Origin of the sequence: Luteibacter aegosomatissinici (assembly GCF_023078495.1) — a bacterium.
In the GTDB taxonomy this organism is placed as follows: domain Bacteria; phylum Pseudomonadota; class Gammaproteobacteria; order Xanthomonadales; family Rhodanobacteraceae; genus Luteibacter; species Luteibacter aegosomatissinici.
On sequence record NZ_CP095742.1, the window covers coordinates 1,300,170 to 1,317,369 of the forward strand.

The window sequence follows — 17,200 nt, forward strand, 5'->3', positions numbered from 1 at the left end:
GCATTTGTATGACAAGCGCGACTCACGTCACGGAACGCGAGCGTACGGTACGAAAAGCTTCAATTAGAGCGCACTTTAGTATTGTGATCGTCATTGCTGCGGCGCGATGATCCGCCCGCAGACGGCGTATGGACGGCCAAATATCCAATAGCCACGGGCCCTTGGCGCGTGGCGGGAATTTGACTCCCACCCTTATCACGAAACGACGAAGTACGGCTGGCGCATGCGCCGGCCGGCGGTGTCGTGCGTGCGTGGAACGCCGCTGCAAACGGGCCAATCCACAGGGGACTCTCCTCCATGACAATGCACCCCGCAGCACCCCCGGGGCATGCGAAGCGAGCGCGGTTATCCGCGGTACTCGCTGCGTTATGCCTGAGCGCGACGGTGACGGCACACGCCGTGACCCTCGCGCCATCCGATCGCGTGGATGTGAACCTCGGCGCGCAGCCGTGGAAATACATCAAGCAGTACCAGGACCAGACGGGCCACGCACAGGTCCCGAACGGTGATGATGGCGCAGCCATCAACTTCGATGATTCGAAGTGGGAAACCGTCGGCATTCCCCATGCCGCGAACGACTTCACCACCTTCATCAACCAGGAATCCGGCGGTGGCCAGGGTAGCCTCGATGGCGAAACCAGCTGGTACCGCACCACCCTGAAGGACAGCGCAAGCTACGCCGGCCGCAAGGTGATGGTGGAGTTCGAAGGTGCGCACACGGGCGACCGCGTGTACGTCAACGGCCACTTCATCAAGGGCACGGGCGCGCTCAACCAGGATGGCCAGGTGGATGCCAACGCCACCCACGTCATCGGCTTCATTCCGCACATCGTCGACCTGACGCCGTACCTCAAGTACGACGGTACCGATGTGATCGCGGTGAAGGTAAGCCGTAGCGGCGGCGGTTTCTTCCAGGACCCGGGCTTCTCGGGTTCGTTCCGTTTCGGCCAGGCCGAAGCCGGCCTGTTCCGCCCGGTAAAGCTGCACGTCACCAACCTCGTGCATATCCCGGAAAACGTCTACGCCGGCCAGAACACCTGGGGCACCTACGTCGGCACCGAATCGCTCAGCGATGACCACAAGAGCGCCGTGGTACGCGTGCAGACCAACGTGGTCAACGATCGCGAGGTACCGGTCACGGTAACGCTCACCACGCAGATCGTGGATGCGGCGGGTAACGTGGTCGCCACCGACCAGCAGCAGAAGCAGCTGGCGCCGCACGTGGCACCGGCCGATACGACACCGGTGTTCGACGAAAAGCTGACGGTGAGCAACCCGACGCTGTGGTATCCGAACAACAGCATCTACGGCAAGCCGTACATGTACAAGGTGCTGCACACGGTCAGCATCGACGGTACCGTGGTCGACGCGAAGCAGAGCCCGCTGGGTATTCGCGTGATCACGTGGGACAAGGATTTCCCGTACGTCAACGGCAAGAAGCAATACACCTGGGGCGCCTCCGGCCGCTACGACTACCCGGCGCTCGGCTCGTCCGTGCCGGAGGAGCAGCAGTGGCGTGACCTGCAGCAGCTTGCTGCCGCCGGTGGCAACCTGTGGCGCCCGGGCCATTCGCCGTCCAGTCCCGAGTTTGTCGAGGCCGCGGATGCGCTGGGTGTGTTCATCGTGCAGCCCAGCGGCGATGGTGAGAACGGTTTCTCCAACCGTTGCACCGCCGGCGACGACGCCTGCGTGAACATGTGGAACATCAAGCGCGAACTGCATCGCGACCTGGTGATCCGCGACCGCAACCATCCGTCGATCCTTGCCTGGGAATCCAACAACGGCAAGATGGACACCAACTTCGCGGTGGAACTGCGCACGATGGCCCGTAACTGGGACAGCATTGCGCCGCGCGCCGCCGCCGACCGTTCGCCGGACCCGGCCAACGGCGACATCCTGAGCTGCAGCAAGGCCGGGTGCGAAGAGGGCGTTCACCAGCAGTACCCGAACAAGCCTGCATGGGGCGCGGAATACTGGGGCATCGGTTCGCAGCGCCACGCGTTCGATTACGAGCTGTCGTACGCGCTGAATTACCTGGTGCCGTACTCGAAGGGCCGCAAGGCAGGCACCTTCGGCATGGCCCAGTGGTATTTCGCCGATACCCCGGGTGAAACCATCGAGTTCGATGAGGGCACCGAGGACGCCACGCACTTCACCATCGCCAAGGACACCGGCGAGAAGCAGTTCGTGCACAACGTGCGTTCGATCGGCAGCTCCATGGTCGACCAGAACCGCTTCCCCCGCATGATGTATTACATCTACCAGTCGGTGTGGACGCCGTTCGAAGTGAAGCCGGTAGTGAAGCTGGCGCACCACTGGAATCGCGCTGGCGATATCCAGGTGAACGCGTTCAGTAACTGCCCGGCCGTGCGCCTGCTGGTGAATGGCGTGCCGCAGGGTAGCGACCAGAAGCCCAACAACTGGGATTCGATCGACCAGGCCAGTTACGACGTCGAGAACTCGGGCAAGGATCCGGATACGGGCCATATCAAGGGTTCGGCACAGGCGCAGAAGACCACCGGTCTTCCGGGCCAGGTGCATTGGAACCTCACGTGGCAGGCGGGTACCGCGACCGCGCAGTGCATCGATGCACTGGGTGCCGTGGTTGATGACGCCAACGGCTCGCCGGTGCAGGACACGCTGACGACTGCCGGCAAGGCCGACCACATCGCACTGAGCGTGGTGCCGGAACTGGTGAAGCCGGATGGTACGGCGTTCGCCGTCACCGCCAACGGTTCGGATGCCGCCTTCATTGTCGCCCGCGTGGTCGACAAGGATGGCAACACCGTGCCGGAGGGTGCCGATGTCAACGTGAACTTCGAAGTCACCGGCGGTGCCTCGCTGGTCACCTACCAGGGTGGCACGCAGCAGCTGGTGGACTGGGCCGGTGGCCACACCATGAACGGTGATGGCACGGAAGAGCCGATCCACGGCTACCATGCCCCGGGCGATCACGAACTGAAGTTCGAAGGTGGCCTGCAGAAGATCGCGCTGCGTACGAAGTTCGACACGGGCACCGTGACCGTCACCGCGACGGCCGCAGGCCTGTTGCCAGGCACGGCGTCGTTCAACGTCCAGGCCGTGCCGAAGGCATCGCAGGGCGCGTCGGGTCCGCCGGCGATCATCGCCAACCCGATCGAGGACGATGTGACCCAGGGTTTCCCGGGCCATTTCTCGGTGACCGCCACGGGCGAAGCCCCGCTCAGCTTCACCTGGAAGCGTAACGGCCAGGAAATCCCGGGCGCCAATGCGGCCACGTACACCACGCCGAATGCGGCGATGACCGACGATGGCGCGGCTTACACGGTGGTGGTGCATAACGCCAAGGGTGACCAGGAATCGACCCCTGCGCTCCTGAAGGTGTTCACGGCGCAGCATGTGGTGATCAGCCAGCAGCCGCAGGCACAGAGCGTGGACGTGGGCCAGCAGGCGCACTTCGCGGTCAGCGCCAACGGTTCGCCGAAGGTGACGTACCAGTGGATGCGCGGAAACACGGCCATCGCCGGCGCCAACGGCCCCACGTACGACACCCCGGTGCTGACCGCGGCCGACGGCAACGTCGACTATGCCGTCGTGGTTTCCAACCCGCTGGGCGATGTCCCGTCTACGCCGGCCCACCTCACGGTGAATGCCGCGCGTCCGCCGGTCATTACCGGGCAGCCGGGCAATGTGCGCGCGAACCCGGGCCAGAGCGCCCAGTTCACGGTGTCCGTCGCCGGTTCGTCGCCGTTCCACTACAAGTGGTCGCATGATGGCCAGCCGGTGGGCGACGACAGCGCCACGCTCACGGTGTCCAATGTGAGCCTCAGCGATGTTGGCAACTACACGGTGGTGGTCACCAATATCCTCGGTGACGCTTCCGCCGCGACCAGCAATGCCGCCGCACTGACCCTGGCCCCGCCGGGTGCGAACCTGGCCCGCCAGAAGGTGACCTACGCCAGCGGTGCAGAAGATCCGAAGGGCACCGCGCCTGCCAATGCCGTCGATGGCGACGACAAGGGCACGCGATTCGCGTCGGAACAGAAGAACGATGCGGCGTACTTCATCGTCGATCTCGGCGCCGTGCGTTCGTTCAACCGCGTGGTGATCAAGTGGGAAAATGCCCACGCCGCTCAGTACAAAATCCAGTACTCGAACGACAAGGACACGGGTTACCAGGATTGGGTCGAGAACGACACCAGCCTCGGTGGCACCGAGGACATGACGGACAAGCGCGTTTCGGCTCGTTATGTGCGCATGCAGGGTATCAAGCGTGCCACGGACTACGGTTACTCGTTCTACGAGTTCGAAGTGTATGACTCGCCGACCTGCTGCCAGGATGGTGATCGCTATGCCGTGCAGGACACCAACCATGTCGTGGACCACTTCAGTGGCCTGACCTGGGAGCGTGCCCAGCGTGGCCTGGCCGACCAGGGCGCACAGTACAAGCAGTCGAATGCGGCCGCGGACTGCAAGGCCGCTACCGCACGCCTGCCGACCCTGGATGAGGCGCTGGCCGTGGCCGGCCAGAACCTGTCGACGAATGCGTTCCCGCAGGCGTGGACGATCTGGACCTCGACCAACGACCCGACCGACACGCAGTACGCGTACCAGGTGGCTTCGGATGGTTCGGTGTTCCGCCTCGTGGCGGAGAACAACCCGTCGCACGCGCTGTGCGTTACCGGTACCACGGTGGTGGCCCCGGCGATCACGGCGGACCCGGCGGCGCAGAAGGCGGGTGTGGGCCGCTCGGCACACCTCAGCGTGACGGCGACCGGTGATGGCCCGCTGGCCTACAACTGGTACCGCCACCTGCCGCAGGCCGATGGCACGTTCGTGGATGAGCTTGCCTCGTCGACGACCGATGGCAACTACGCCACCCCGGCACTCGCCGCGGCGGATAACGGCACGCAGTACATGGTGCGCGTGGTGAGCGCGAAGGGCCTCACGACCCAGAGCAAGTTCGCCACCATCAGCGTGGATAACTCCACCGATGGCTTCGACCCGCCGGCATGGCAGCAGGGCACGGCCACGCAGCCGGGTAATGGCGGTGACGATCCGGGCCAGCCGGATAACCCCGATGGCCCGGGTACGCCGGGTGATGGCCAGGGCGGCGTGAATATCGCCGTGGGCGCGGGCGCCACGTCCAGTGGCAATGAAGACGACGGTTACCTCGGCCCGAAGGGCGCCGTGGACGGCGACTTCACCACGCGTTGGGGTTCCAAGTTCACGCCGACGGCGTGGATCCGCCTGGACCTGGGCTCGCAGAAAACCTTCGACCACGTGCTCCTGCGTTGGGAACGCGCGCATTCGACGTCGTACATCGTCGAAGTGTCGAACGACGACGTGAACTACACCGCGGTCACCCCGCAGCCGGTCGCCGGCAAGGGTGGCGTGGAACGCGTGGACTTCTCCGCGGTCACCGCACAGTACGTGCGCATGACCAGCCTGGCGAAGAACACCGATTACGGCGTCTCGCTGTACGAGTTCGAAGTGTATGCCGCTGCTGCGCCCACCTTCGTGAGCCAGCCGCAAGCGCAGTCCGTGACCGCCGGCCAGCCGGTGACCTTCGCGGTCAGCGTCAAGGCCAACGGCAACGTGGGCTACCAGTGGCGTCGTAACGGTGCCGCCGTGGGTGGCGCCAACCAGGCCACGTACTCGTTCACGGCCTCGCTCGCCAACGCGGGCAGCTATGACGTGGTGGTGACCGATGCGGCTGGCCACAGTGCGACCAGCCAGCCCGCGACGCTCGCCGTGCAGCAGCCTGCCCAGCAGGCCCCGCCGCCGGTGTCGTCCGACACCAACCTGGCCCTGCACCAGCCGGTGCTCGCCTCCTCGGAGGAGAACCCGGTCGCGTTCAAGGCCGCCAACCTGACCGATGGCGACACCGGTACGCGTTGGTCTTCGCTGTTCACGGATGATGAGTGGGTGCGCGTGGACCTTGGCGCCGTGAAGACGGTGAACAAGGTGGTGCTGACGTGGGAGAACGCCCATGCCGTGAACTACCTGATCGAGGTCTCGCTCGATGGGCAGTCGTGGCAGGTGGCGGATGCAAAGATCGGCAGCAACGGTGGCGTCGAGACGCTGACCTTTACGCCGGTTTCGGCACGCTATGTGCGCATGCACGGCCAGACCCGCAACACGCAGTACGGCTACTCGTTGTGGGAAATGGAAGTGTACGGCACGGTGGATGGCACCGATCCGACGCAGCCGCAGCAGCCGGTCGGGAACGATCCGTCGGAAGGCTTCAACTACGACACGTACCCCGGCTTCATCGGTACCCAGCTGCGTAACGCAACCAACGGCAAGTGGCGCGACGACCAGGTCTATGTCGCTGTCATCGGCCGCGATCCGGTTACCCAGGTGTTCTCGTGGGTGAAGCCGGATGGCACGCTGACGCCCGCGAAGGTGGAGGACAACGACGGTGCCGGCCATCTCACCAAGAATGGCCAGAACTACCCGAATTACTTCTTCACGCTGGCCCAGGCGAAGTTGTTGAAGTTGCCGAAGATGGATTCGGGCCGCATCTTCGTGTCCGTCGGCGAGCCGATGTACATCAAGATCCTGAAAGCTGCCGACGATACGATCGGGTTTGCGGGTCCCAACCCGTTGAACGCCACCGACCCGAACATCGGCGTGTACTACGATTGGTACGAGTTCACCTGGAACAACGACGCGATCTTCATCAACACGACGCAGGTCGACCAGTTCTCCATCCCGCTGTCGCTGGATGTGTATGGCGGTAACAAGACGCGCCATGTGAACTCGGGCATCACCCAGACCCGCGCCGAGATCTTCGCGGCGTACAACCAGGAAGTGCCGGCCGAGTTCCAGCTGGCCGATGCCGACCCGATCCGCATACTTGCCCCGGGCAAGGCGCAGTTCGACGTGGGCCAGCCGCAGGAGCACTACTTCGACGCGTATATCGACAGCGCCTGGACCTACTACCAGTCCCATGTGCTTGAGATGACCATCGGTGCCAAGCAGTTCGAAGGCACCGTGGTGGATGGCGTCCTCACGTTCCGCCACACCAACTGGGCGGATACGAAGGAAGCCAACGAAGCCGAAGGCATGCTGTTCAACGTGCAGAAGCCGACCACGCAGGATGTGCTGGAAGGCAAGGGCGCACTGGCCCGCTCGAACGACCCCTGGGGCGTCGAAGGCCAGCTCGAAGCGCAGATCTGCGCGGCGTTCAACCGCCACGTCATGGAAGACAACACCGAGTGGAAGGACCCCGCGTCGTTCTACCAGCAGTCGCCGGCGAACTACTATTCGCGGTTCTGGCACCTGCATGGCGTGAACGGCAAGGCGTACGGTTTCGCGTACGACGATGTGTCCGACCAGAGCTCAACGCTGATTGAGCCGCAGCCGGAACATCTCGAACTCGGGATTGGCTGGTAACGAGCGTCAGGTAAAACGAAAGGGCGGTGGGGAAACCCACCGCCCTTTTTCGTGGCTGTTGTCGTAGGAGCCCACCCTGTGGGCGACATCTCTCGCGATGCCTTACAGGCCCTGTGGCTTATTCGCGAACAGCGTCGCCCACAGGGTGGGCTCCTACATCATTCCTCGGAGGCTTCCAGTTCCTTCAGGATCCGGTAGATCTCGCGGAATGCATGCAGCGGCTTGTTGGCTTCGCGTTCGGCGCGGGCCTGGCGCACCAGTGAGCGCAGGTGCTGGCGGTCCAGTTCCGGGTGCTTGTCGAACAGCTCGCCCAGTGCGGCATCGCCACCTTCCAGCAGCTTTTCGCGTGCCGCTTCCAGGCGGTGCACGTGTGCTGCTTCCTGACGCTGGCGGTCGCGATCCTCGCCGAGCGCGGCGCGTGCATCGGTAAATGCCTCATCGCCATGCCGGCGCATCATCTTGGCCAGGTACGCCATCTGCCGCTTGCGCGCGATGTGCGCCGTGACCTTACGCGTACGGCCAATCTCGTCGATGATGTCTTCGGGCAGGTTCAGCTTGGGGATGCGCGAGGGCGGTAGCTCCACCAACTGGTTGGCCAGCTTCAGCATATCCAGCGCATTGCGGCGCTGTTCGCTGCGGCTCGGGCCGAAATCTTCCTCGTCATCCTTCTGCGGGCGATCGTCCCAGGGCCTCATGGCGTTGCCTCCTCACCTTCGAAGGCAAAGCGCGGCTGCACGCGGCCCTCGTGTTCTACGGTTTCCGCGAACATGGCCGCGGGGCGCACCCACAGGCCGTGTTCGCCATACAGAGCCTGGTACACCACCAGCTCCTCCATGGTTTCGCTGTGCCGGGCGGTGCCCAGCACGCGGTAGGGCATGCCCTTGAAGTGGCGGTAATAGCCGACACGGATGCTCATAAGGTTTCCATGGCACCATGGGCGGTGCGTTGCTTTGGATTCGGGCGGCGCGACCCCATTAAGGGATATTGGCCGCCTGCGGCCTGCCATTCTAACCGCCAGCCCCCGGGAAGCCCACGTGAGCCAAGTTTCCACCCGCGACACCAGCCACCAGGACCTCGACCGCCTCGCCAGCCTGGCCGAGGATACGATCCGCCGGGCGCGCGCCGCGGGCGCCACCCAGGCCGAGGTCTCGGCCAGCGTGGATGTAGGCCTGAACGTGAACGTGCGCCTGGGCGAGGTGGAAACCGTCGAGCACACCCGCGACCGGGGCTTCGCCCTCACGGTGTTTTTCGGCAAGCGCAAGGGCTCGGCCAGTACGGCCGACCTGAACCCGGATTCGATCCAGGCCACGATCGACCAGGCCTGCGCCATCGCCCGCTTCACCGAGGAAGACCCGGCGGCCGGTCTGGCCGATGCGGACCGCATGGCCACCGTGTTCCCGGACCTGGACCTGTGGCATCCCTGGGATATCGACGTGGATGCCGCCATCGCGCTCGGCTGCGATATCGAGAACGCTGGCCGTGACATGGATGGGATCACCAACTCCGATGGCGCCAGCGTCAATGCTGGCCAGAGCCTGTCGGTGTACGCCAACTCGCACGGTTTCCTGGGCCGCGAGCGCGGCACCCGGCACTCGCTGTCGGTGGCCCTGATCGCCGGCGACGACGAGGGCATGCAGCGCGATTACTGGTACGACAGCCAACGTGATGCCACCCAGTTCATGGATGCCGCGGCGCTGGGCCGGAAGGCTGCCGAGCGTACCCTGTCGCGCCTGGGCGCCCGCCGCCTCAGCACTCGCCAGGCACCCGTCCTGTTCGCCCCGGAGATCGCCCGCTCCCTCATCGGCCACCTGCTGGGCGCCGTGAGCGGCGGGTCGCTTTACCGCCGCTCCAGCTTCCTGCTCGATCACGTGGGCAAGCAGGTCCTCCCGTCGTGGCTAACCATTGATGAGAAACCCCTCATTCTGCGGGGCCTGGGCTCCTCGGTATTCGATGCCGAAGGTGTGGCCACCGTGGATGCGCCGCTCATCGTCGATGGCGTGCTTTCCCGCTACATCCTGGGTAGCTACTCCGCCCGCAAGCTGGGCCTGCAGTCCACCGGTAACGCGGGCGGTGTCCATAACCTGCTGGTGGGCCATGGCGGCGAAAGCTTCGAGGGCATGCTTAAAAAGCTTGGCACCGGCCTGCTGGTTACCGAGGTGATGGGGCAGGGCGTGTCGATCATCACGGGCGATTATTCCCGTGGCGCCTCGGGTTTCTGGGTGGAAAACGGCGAAATTGCATATCCGGTGGAAGAAATCACCATCGCCGCGAACCTGCGCGACATGTACGCGAACCTCGTGGCGGTGGGGGGCGACGTGGATTATCGCTCGCACATCCTCACCGGCTCATGGCTCATCGAAAACATGACGATCGCGGGCGAGTAAAGGGGCCGCCGCGGGGCATGACTTCCAGCCCCCGTGCCGCAAGTCTTGTTGACATGGGCACGGGGCAAAGGGAGAGTGGAGCCGACATCGCCCAGGGAGTCGTGCCATGAGTACCCCGTCCGATCAGGTTCCACCGCCGCCCGCCCCGCCGCCGTACGATCCGGTACCGCCACCGGTGGCGGCTCCCAGTTCCGACGACAAGAACATCGCGATGCTGACGCATCTGTCGGGCCTGGTGTTCCACGTGATCGTCCCGCTCATCGTCTGGCTGGTCTTCAAGGATCGCGAGGACAAGCAGTACCTCGTGCGCGAGGCGAAGGAAGCGCTGAACTTCCAGATCACTATCGTGCTGGCCTACTTCATTGGCGGCATTCTTACGATCATCCTGATCGGTGGTCTGATCGTCTTCCTGGCGTGGATCGCGAACGTGGTGTTCTGCATCGTCGCCGCGCTGAAGGTGAGTTCGGATAACACGTACCGGTATCCGTATACGTTGCGGCTGATCAACTGAATTCTGCCTACAACGCATCAGAAAGGGCCCGCAGAAGCGGGCCTTTTTTGTTGGTGAGCGCCTCCATACAGAAGCGTGGCGTCCCTGCTTAAATGCGTACCTGAGCAAGCCACGCTACGTTCTCTAAGCATGTTCGCGCCCCCCTGATGGGGCGCGCTTGCGCGCGATGTGCGCATATTGCCATGAAGCAGCGTGATCAATGCCCGCGATGCGCGGAATATCTCGCTAGTTCAGCAAGCCATTCACCGCGTTCGCCGAGGGGCGCAATGGCATCCAGCGCCTCGTTGACCAATGCCGCGAGACGGGCGCGCGAAGCTTCGAGGCCAATGATCGACGGGAATGTCGGCTTATCCGCCGCGGCATCCTTTCCGGCCGTCTTGCCGATCACCGCCGATTCGCCTTCGATATCCAGGATGTCGTCCCGTACCTGGAAGGCCAGCCCCACGGCATGGCCGTAGCGGTCGAGCCGTTCCAGGAGTGCCGTATCACGGCAACCGGCGGCGAGCGCGCCCAAACGTACTGACGCCCTGATCAGCGCGCCCGTTTTGTAGGCATGCATGCGCTCCAGTTCCTCCAGCGTCAGCTTGCGGCCGACGGCGGAAAGGTCGAACGCCTGCCCACCGGCCATGCCCTCGGCGCCACAGGCCGCGCCGAGCGTGCGCAGCATGGCGATGCGCTGGACCGGGTCATCGCCCTCAGGCGTTTCCGCCAGGATTTCGAAGGCCAGGGCCTGCAGGGCATCGCCCGCCAGGATGGCCATGGCTTCGCCGTACACGATGTGGCACGTAGGCCGGCCGCGGCGCAGGTCGTCGTCGTCCATGGCCGGCAGGTCGTCGTGGACCAGTGAATAGGCATGGATGATTTCGACCGCGCAGGCCGGGGCATCGAGGACCGGGCCGTCATTGCCCAGCGCGTGGCCGGCCGCATACACCAGCAACGGGCGCAGGCGCTTGCCGCCGCCAAGTACCGCATAGCGCATGGCACCGTGGAGTTCGACGGGGGGCAGGTCATCGCCGGGCAGCACGCGCGCCAGCGCGTCATCAGCCCGGCCGGCCAGCGCCTTGAGCGGCGCCGGCAGGTCAGTCGTTGCGGGAGTCAAAGGGTTCGGCGGTATCGGGGGCTTCGGGATCGAGCAGCAGGCGGACACGGAGTTCGGCCTGCTCCAGCGCGGTCTGGCATTGCCGGTAAAGGCCGATGCCGCGCTCGAAGGATTTCAGCGAATCGTCCAGGCTCAGCTCGCCCCCTTCCATGCGCGTGACCAACTGCTCGAGTTCATCGAGCGAATGCTCGAACTCGGCGATGGACGAGGCGGGAACGGCGGCGGCAGGGGACTTCGGCATGGCGGCAAAACTAGCTCACATGGGCGTTTCGATCAATCGCCGCGATGCCACAGGGGGAGGGCGCCAGCGGCATCGAACAGGGGTTTCCCCGCTTCGCTGAGCCACCGGTCCGCCACGGCCAGGACGGTATCGCCATCGACGACCAGCGGCATGCGCGGACGCTCCCAAGGGGGCACCCCGCCGCGCTGGAGCAGGTCGCGGAGCTCCCGGGTGTGGCGATCGCCCGCCGGCTTGAGCGATTCGCCACCCTGCCGGTAACGGACGGTGACCGCCGCTGGCAACCGCCGGCCCCCAAGTGTCAGTGAGCCGCCGCCGGGAAGGGCCAGTGGTTCCCCACGCCACGGCGATGACCAGGCCGTATCAAACGGCTTCTGCCGGGGCATGGCCCACAGCTTGCCACGCCATACGCGGACTTCCGTATCCAGCCAGCCGACCAGCGGGAGCCGCTCGGCCGCCGCTTCGCGTGCTTGCCGCTCGAGCGTGTCACGCTGGGCGGTCGTGGGCGCCGACAGGCCAGCCGCATGCAGCCACTGGTCCAGCAGGGGGCCGCGCCACGCGTCGGGCAACGCGAGCCAGCCAGGGGCATCGAGACTGCCATCCGGCCCGCGCAGGCGGCCGTAGGCTTCCATCCAGCCATCGCGCAGGCAGGCCGCAGCCTCGCCGCACAGCCGCGCGCTGTGGACGATGCTTTGGCCCGCATGCGGCCAGTGCTCACGCAGGGCGGGCAATACCGTACTGCGCAACCACGCACGCGCGACACGCGGATCGTCGTTTGAGGGATCGTGAATCGTATGGAGGGCATGCAGGGCGATATGGTCCAGCAAGGCGTCGCGGGGTAGCCCCAGCAGCGGCCGCCACTGCTCGCCTGCGCCCATGGCGCGCCGTTCGCGCATACCCGCGAGGCCTTCCGGGCCCGCGCCGCGCATGAGCTTGAGCAGTACGGTTTCGACCTGGTCATCGTGGTGGTGCGCCAGCACCATGCGTTCACCCGGGCGCAGCGATGCGGCGAACGCAGCGCGGCGTGCACGGCGCGCTGCGCCCTCCACACCTTCACCCCGGCTCAGGTCCACGCTGACACGCACCGATTCGAACGGCACGTCCAGGGATTCGCAGAAGCGACGGCAATGCACGGCCCACGCCCCGCTTTCGGCATGCAGGCCATGATCGATATGCAGCGCCCGCATGACAGGACGGGGCGCGTGCATCGCCAGCGCATGCAGCAGTGCGGTGGAATCCGGACCGCCGCTATAGGCGACGACGAGCGGCGTGTCGTCCAGGTCCGCCAGCGCGGCGGAGAGGTGGTCGGAAAGCGCGATGCTCATTTGCCCTTGGCGCGTAGCTTGACGTAAACGTGCTTGGCGCTGCCGTGCTGGCGTTCTTCCACGTCGAACAGGCCAATACCGTGGATCAGGCCGCTTAGCTTGGCATAGCCGTAGTTGCGCGAATCGAAATCAGGCATGCGCTTGCTCAGGATACTGCCGACGCCACCCAGCGCAGCCCACCCGTTCTCATCCGACGCATCCTTGATAGCGTTGCGCACGGCGTTGAGAAGCTTTGTGTCACCCCGCAGCTCGCTAACCGAGAGCGGAGCCTTGATGGCCTTGTCGTCATCATCGTCGTCCGCGCTGACCAGTACTTCGGTGTAGATGAACTTGTCACATGCCGAGACGAACGCCTTCGGTGTTTTCAGTTCCCCGAAGCCATAGACGATGAGGCCGGCCTCGCGGATGCGTGAGGCGAGCCGGGTGAAATCGCTATCGCTGGATACGATGCAAAAGCCGTCGAAGCGTTCGGCGTACAACAGGTCCATCGCATCGATGATCATGGCCGAATCCGTGGCGTTCTTGCCCGAGGTATAGGCGAACTGCTGGATGGGCTGGATGGAGTGATCGAGCAGGGCGGCCTTCCACCCATTGAGATTGGGCCCGGTCCAGTCGCCGTAGATGCGCTTGACGTGGGCCGTGCCGTATTTGGCCACCTCGGCGAGCAGGCCATCCACGATGGCTGGCCGCGCATTGTCGGCGTCGATCAGGACGGCTAGCTTGTGGGTGACATCGTTGGCCATGGCCGGCTCCCTGGTGGCGAGCGGCCATGGTAGCGCGCCGCCGTGACATCGGCGTGCGCGCAGCCCGGGGGCTGGTTACTCGGTGTAGGCCCCGAAGCCGCGCAGGCGCTGGTAGCGCTTTTCGAGCAACTCGTCGACGGGAAGCTTTTCAAGCTCATCGAGCTGGTTCAGCAGGACTGCCTTCAGGCGGGTGGCCATGGATTGCGGATTGCGGTGGGCACCGCCCAGCGGCTCGCGCACGATCTTGTCGATCAGGCCATTCTCGAGGATGCGCGGCGCGGTAAGGCCCATCACCTCGGCGGCATCCTTCGCCTTGTCAGCGCTCTTCCAGAGGATGGAGGCGCAGCCTTCCGGCGTGATGACGGAGTAGGTGGAGTACTGGAGCATGTTGACCCGATCGCCTACGCCGATAGCCAGCGCACCGCCCGAGCCGCCTTCACCCGTGACCGTGCAGATGACCGGAACACGCAGTTCAGCCATTTCGAGCAGGTTGCGGGCGATCGCCTCGGACTGGCCGCGCTCTTCCGCGTTGATGCCCGGCCATGCGCCTGCCGTGTCGATAAAGGTGAACACCGGCATGTTGAAGCGCTCGGCCAGCTTGAACAGGCGCAGCGCCTTGCGATAGCCCTCTGGGCGCGGCATGCCGAAGTTACGCTTCACCTTGGTCTTGGTGTCGCGGCCCTTCTGGTGGCCCACGATCATGATGGAACGGCCGTTGATACGGGCCAGGCCACCTACGATGGCCTGGTCATCCGCAAACATGCGGTCGCCCTTCAGTTCGTGGAATTCCTCACACATGCCCTGGATGTAATCCAGCGTGTACGGGCGCGCCGGGTGGCGCGACACCTGGCTGACCTGCCACGGCGTAAGGTTGCGGAAGATCTCAGCTGTCTTGATCTTCAGCTTCTCACGCAGGCGGCCCACTTCCTCGTCGATGTTGAACGCCTGGCCACTGCTGGCGTGGCGAAGTTCTTCGATCTTCGCTTCCAGTTCGGCGATGGGTTGTTCGAAATCGAGGAAGTTAGGATTCATGGAGTACGAAGCATCCGGGCAAGACTGAGCATTATAGCCGGGCTGCGCGGTAGGTGGCGTGCGCTCACGTACGGTGACGCCTTCGGTCGTAACCCTATGAATCCGAAGGCTTCGTTGACTCGGTGTACCCCTCGTGTAGGCGAATGCCGTCAATTGCCGTGGGAGTTGGGAGCTAAGCGCGTAGGTGGGCCGCTGAGGCCAGTGAGTCCCGCGTACCCTGCTCAGGCCCCAACAGATGGGCCGGATGGACCGGCCCTGGTTCACGACAAGGAGTCTTCCCGTGTTTCGTATAACCGCACGTGCGCTGGCGTTCGCCACCGCGCTCATCACCTTACCCGCCTCGGCAACCACGCCCCACGGCGACGACCTGCCCGTGTGCCCATCATCCGGCAGCCAGCCCACGGAGTGTCTGGTCAGTATCCTGAATGCAGGGTTCGATGGCGAAGGCTCGCTCGTCAACTGGATGCCCAACCTGTTCAACCCGCACACCGTGAGCATCGACGACACCGCCAATCCCAAGCTGGTATTGGCGCCGGGTGGTTCGGTCAGTCAGGTCGTACCGCTCTCAGGCGGCAACGACGATATGGAACGCGCTCCCTATTTCATCCCCTCACTGTTCGCACGCTCGGAAGGGGGCGACGCAGGCATCGAGGTGTCGGTGATGCTCGTGGGCGCTGACGGGGCGTACGAGGCTTTTTCGCGCGCCTACACGGTCGGAGGGGTGTGGTCGCGGCCATCCGGTGGCTTCGACGCGTCACGCGGTCCCGCCACGGCTATGGTGATTCAGATCGTGCGCAAGGACAGCAATGCGGGCGCCACCGTGTATATCGATGACGTGCAGGTGATTCGCCAGCGCTAGTCCCTACCGCGGAATTTCCCCACAACGAAGCGACCCCGTTGGGTCGCTTCGTTGTGGGGAAATTCCGCGCGCTTGTGTAGGAGATTGTCGCTTCGGGTGTAGGCCTCGCTCCACCCACGCACATGTTGTGTTCCGATCGAGCTGCGGGTTCGACTCCCGCCGGTGTCAGAAGATGCCGCTTTCAATCACATTCAAGGAAGATCGTCATGAGCACATCATTGGTTATTCGCGTGTCCCGTGCCTCGCTGGTTGCGACCCTGTTGTGCGCCAGCATCACGCCGGTGTTTGCGGGAGGCAGCGACGAACTGGTCCGTTGCCCGGCAAGCATGCCGCCACTCGGCTACGAGAACTGCGAGATTGAGCTGCAGAATCACGACTTTCAGACCAAGCCGCCGGGTTATCACACGCAGATGACGGTGTTCCCGCGTGTGTCCGGTTGGGAAACCAGCGGCCCGGTGCCGGTGATAGGCACCTGGGTGAATCGTCAATACACGGGCATTGCCATCGGTGTAGAGCCGGGCGCCTTCGTCCGGCAAACGGTGCATGCCCCGCAGCCGGCCAACACATTCGGTGCCGCGCTACCGACCTATGAGCTTTCGTTCGAAGCATCAAGCCTTGGCTACGCTGCGCGTGGCCCCATGACCGCGCGCCTGATTGGCATCATGGTCACGGGGCAGGAGGTGGTGCTTGCAAACATCACTAGCCAGCCGGAAGGTGATCGCATGGAACCATTCACTATGAAGGCATCCCCTTTCAGCGTTCCGGCATCGCTGCGCGTGGAGTTCGAGCGCCCCTCGGGAGAAGGTCATCCCATATATATCGATGAAGTCGTCCTGACCCAGACGAAGAAGAATCGCTGATCGAGAACCCCGTTGGTTCCCATGGAAGGTAATGACATGAACCGTTCAATACGTATCAGGAAGGCGGCGTGGCCTCTGGCGATACATGCCCTGGGGCTCGGCATCGCCATGGGCGTGGCGGCGCCCGCGTTCGCGCTCACCATTCCGGGGCACGCACCGTTCGGCGGCCTGCCCGAATGCAGGCACGCGACGTGGAAGGATGCCTGCCTCATCAGCGTGCCTAACGGGGATTTTGGCGGTCCTGAGGGCGATAGCCATTCCCACGGTTATTCGTTTCCATCGTTCGCTCCGCCCCATTCGGTCGCCGAACACATCACGCCGTGGCGCTACATTGATCCCGGCCGACGTGGTGGTGGCCAGGCTCAGGCCGGTGAGCAGTTTGTGCTGCTGCAGTCGGGTGATGGCGTGGAGCAACGAGTCACGTTGCCTTCGACAGGCTCGGGCGAACCCGTCGTCTACGGCGTGCACGCTCATGTCGGCACGTGGACAGGCAGCACCCGCGTTCGGATGGACGTTGCGTTGAGATCGGGCGACAAGGTAGTGGCGCAGGCAAACCGCGCCGTGCAGGTCGCCCAGGTCACCGATGATCCACGGTCCGAACTGATGGCATGGATCGAGGCGCCGCGGGGGCAGGACATGTCCGCGATGGATATACGGATCACTGCTGAAGATGGGTTGGGACGCACACCTGTTGCCGATGTGGTGATCGTGCGCGCCACCCCCGATGATCCCTTGCCTGAGGTAACGCCGCGCTGGTGACGATGACGGC

At 64.4% G+C, this 17,200-nt stretch carries 13 protein-coding genes; 6 read left to right on the forward strand and 7 right to left on the reverse strand.

The genetic code is table 11. The annotated features are described in order from the left end of the window. The first annotated feature begins 297 nt into the window (after positions 1 to 297). Entirely contained in the window at positions 298 to 7,380 is a 7,083-nt protein-coding gene (locus L2Y97_RS05725) for a beta-1,3-glucanase family protein (RefSeq protein WP_247434131.1), read from the forward strand. Between the two features lie 158 nt (positions 7,381 to 7,538). Here the strand turns inward: L2Y97_RS05725 and yjgA are convergent, their stop codons facing one another. Together yjgA and L2Y97_RS05735 are read right to left on the reverse strand one after the other, a co-directional pair. After that, the gene (yjgA, locus tag L2Y97_RS05730; RefSeq protein ID WP_247434134.1) at positions 7,539 to 8,075 is read right to left on the reverse strand and encodes a ribosome biogenesis factor YjgA; all 537 of its coding nucleotides are present in this window, start codon (positions 8,073 to 8,075) and stop codon (positions 7,539 to 7,541) included. Beyond that, on the reverse strand, positions 8,072 to 8,296 hold the full coding sequence (locus L2Y97_RS05735) for a DUF1653 domain-containing protein (RefSeq protein ID WP_247434137.1): 225 nt from the start codon (positions 8,294 to 8,296) through the stop codon (positions 8,072 to 8,074). The genes yjgA and L2Y97_RS05735 overlap by 4 nt, the downstream gene beginning before the upstream one ends. Positions 8,297 to 8,414: 118 nt before the next feature. Between L2Y97_RS05735 and pmbA the strand changes: the two genes are divergently transcribed. Together pmbA and L2Y97_RS05745 are read left to right on the forward strand one after the other, a co-directional pair. Beyond that, entirely contained in the window at positions 8,415 to 9,764 is a 1,350-nt protein-coding gene (pmbA, locus tag L2Y97_RS05740) for a metalloprotease PmbA (protein ID WP_247434140.1), read from the forward strand. Positions 9,765 to 9,870: 106 nt separating this feature from the next. Beyond that, a complete protein-coding gene (locus L2Y97_RS05745) occupies positions 9,871 to 10,275 on the forward strand; it encodes a DUF4870 domain-containing protein (protein WP_247434143.1) in 405 nt (134 codons plus the stop codon). A gap of 196 nt (positions 10,276 to 10,471) precedes the next feature. Here the strand turns inward: L2Y97_RS05745 and ispA are convergent, their stop codons facing one another. The 5 genes from ispA to L2Y97_RS05770 all read right to left on the reverse strand — a co-directional run bounded on the left by ispA (position 10,472) and on the right by L2Y97_RS05770 (position 14,712). Next, entirely contained in the window at positions 10,472 to 11,374 is a 903-nt protein-coding gene (ispA, locus tag L2Y97_RS05750; protein ID WP_247434146.1) for a (2E,6E)-farnesyl diphosphate synthase, read from the reverse strand. Next, positions 11,355 to 11,615, reverse strand: coding sequence for an exodeoxyribonuclease VII small subunit (locus L2Y97_RS05755; RefSeq protein ID WP_247434148.1), 261 nt, complete (start codon positions 11,613 to 11,615; stop codon positions 11,355 to 11,357). Before L2Y97_RS05755 ends, ispA begins: the two co-directional genes overlap by 20 nt. A gap of 32 nt (positions 11,616 to 11,647) precedes the next feature. Continuing rightward, entirely contained in the window at positions 11,648 to 12,937 is a 1,290-nt protein-coding gene (gene tilS / locus L2Y97_RS05760) for a tRNA lysidine(34) synthetase TilS (protein ID WP_247434150.1), read from the reverse strand. Beyond that, positions 12,934 to 13,680 carry an NYN domain-containing protein gene (locus L2Y97_RS05765; protein ID WP_247434152.1) on the reverse strand — a complete coding sequence of 249 codons (747 nt, stop codon included), beginning with the start codon at positions 13,678 to 13,680 and terminating at the stop codon, positions 12,934 to 12,936. Before L2Y97_RS05765 ends, tilS begins: the two co-directional genes overlap by 4 nt. A 75-nt stretch (positions 13,681 to 13,755) precedes the next feature. Continuing rightward, complete coding sequence (locus L2Y97_RS05770) at positions 13,756 to 14,712, reverse strand: acetyl-CoA carboxylase carboxyltransferase subunit alpha (protein ID WP_247434154.1); 957 nt, start codon at positions 14,710 to 14,712, stop codon at positions 13,756 to 13,758. Positions 14,713 to 14,992: 280 nt separating this feature from the next. On the opposite strand from L2Y97_RS05770, the gene L2Y97_RS05775 reads away from it, so the two are divergent. From L2Y97_RS05775 to L2Y97_RS05785, 3 genes are all read left to right on the forward strand, one after another. Continuing rightward, the gene (locus tag L2Y97_RS05775; protein ID WP_247434157.1) at positions 14,993 to 15,571 is read left to right on the forward strand and encodes a hypothetical protein; all 579 of its coding nucleotides are present in this window, start codon (positions 14,993 to 14,995) and stop codon (positions 15,569 to 15,571) included. A gap of 206 nt (positions 15,572 to 15,777) precedes the next feature. Further along, positions 15,778 to 16,431 (forward strand): hypothetical protein, encoded by a 654-nt coding sequence (locus tag L2Y97_RS05780; protein WP_247434160.1) that lies wholly within the window; start codon positions 15,778 to 15,780, stop codon positions 16,429 to 16,431. A 36-nt stretch (positions 16,432 to 16,467) separates the two neighbouring features. Continuing rightward, complete coding sequence (locus L2Y97_RS05785; protein WP_247434162.1) at positions 16,468 to 17,190, forward strand: hypothetical protein; 723 nt, start codon at positions 16,468 to 16,470, stop codon at positions 17,188 to 17,190. Positions 17,191 to 17,200: the final 10 nt, after the last annotated feature.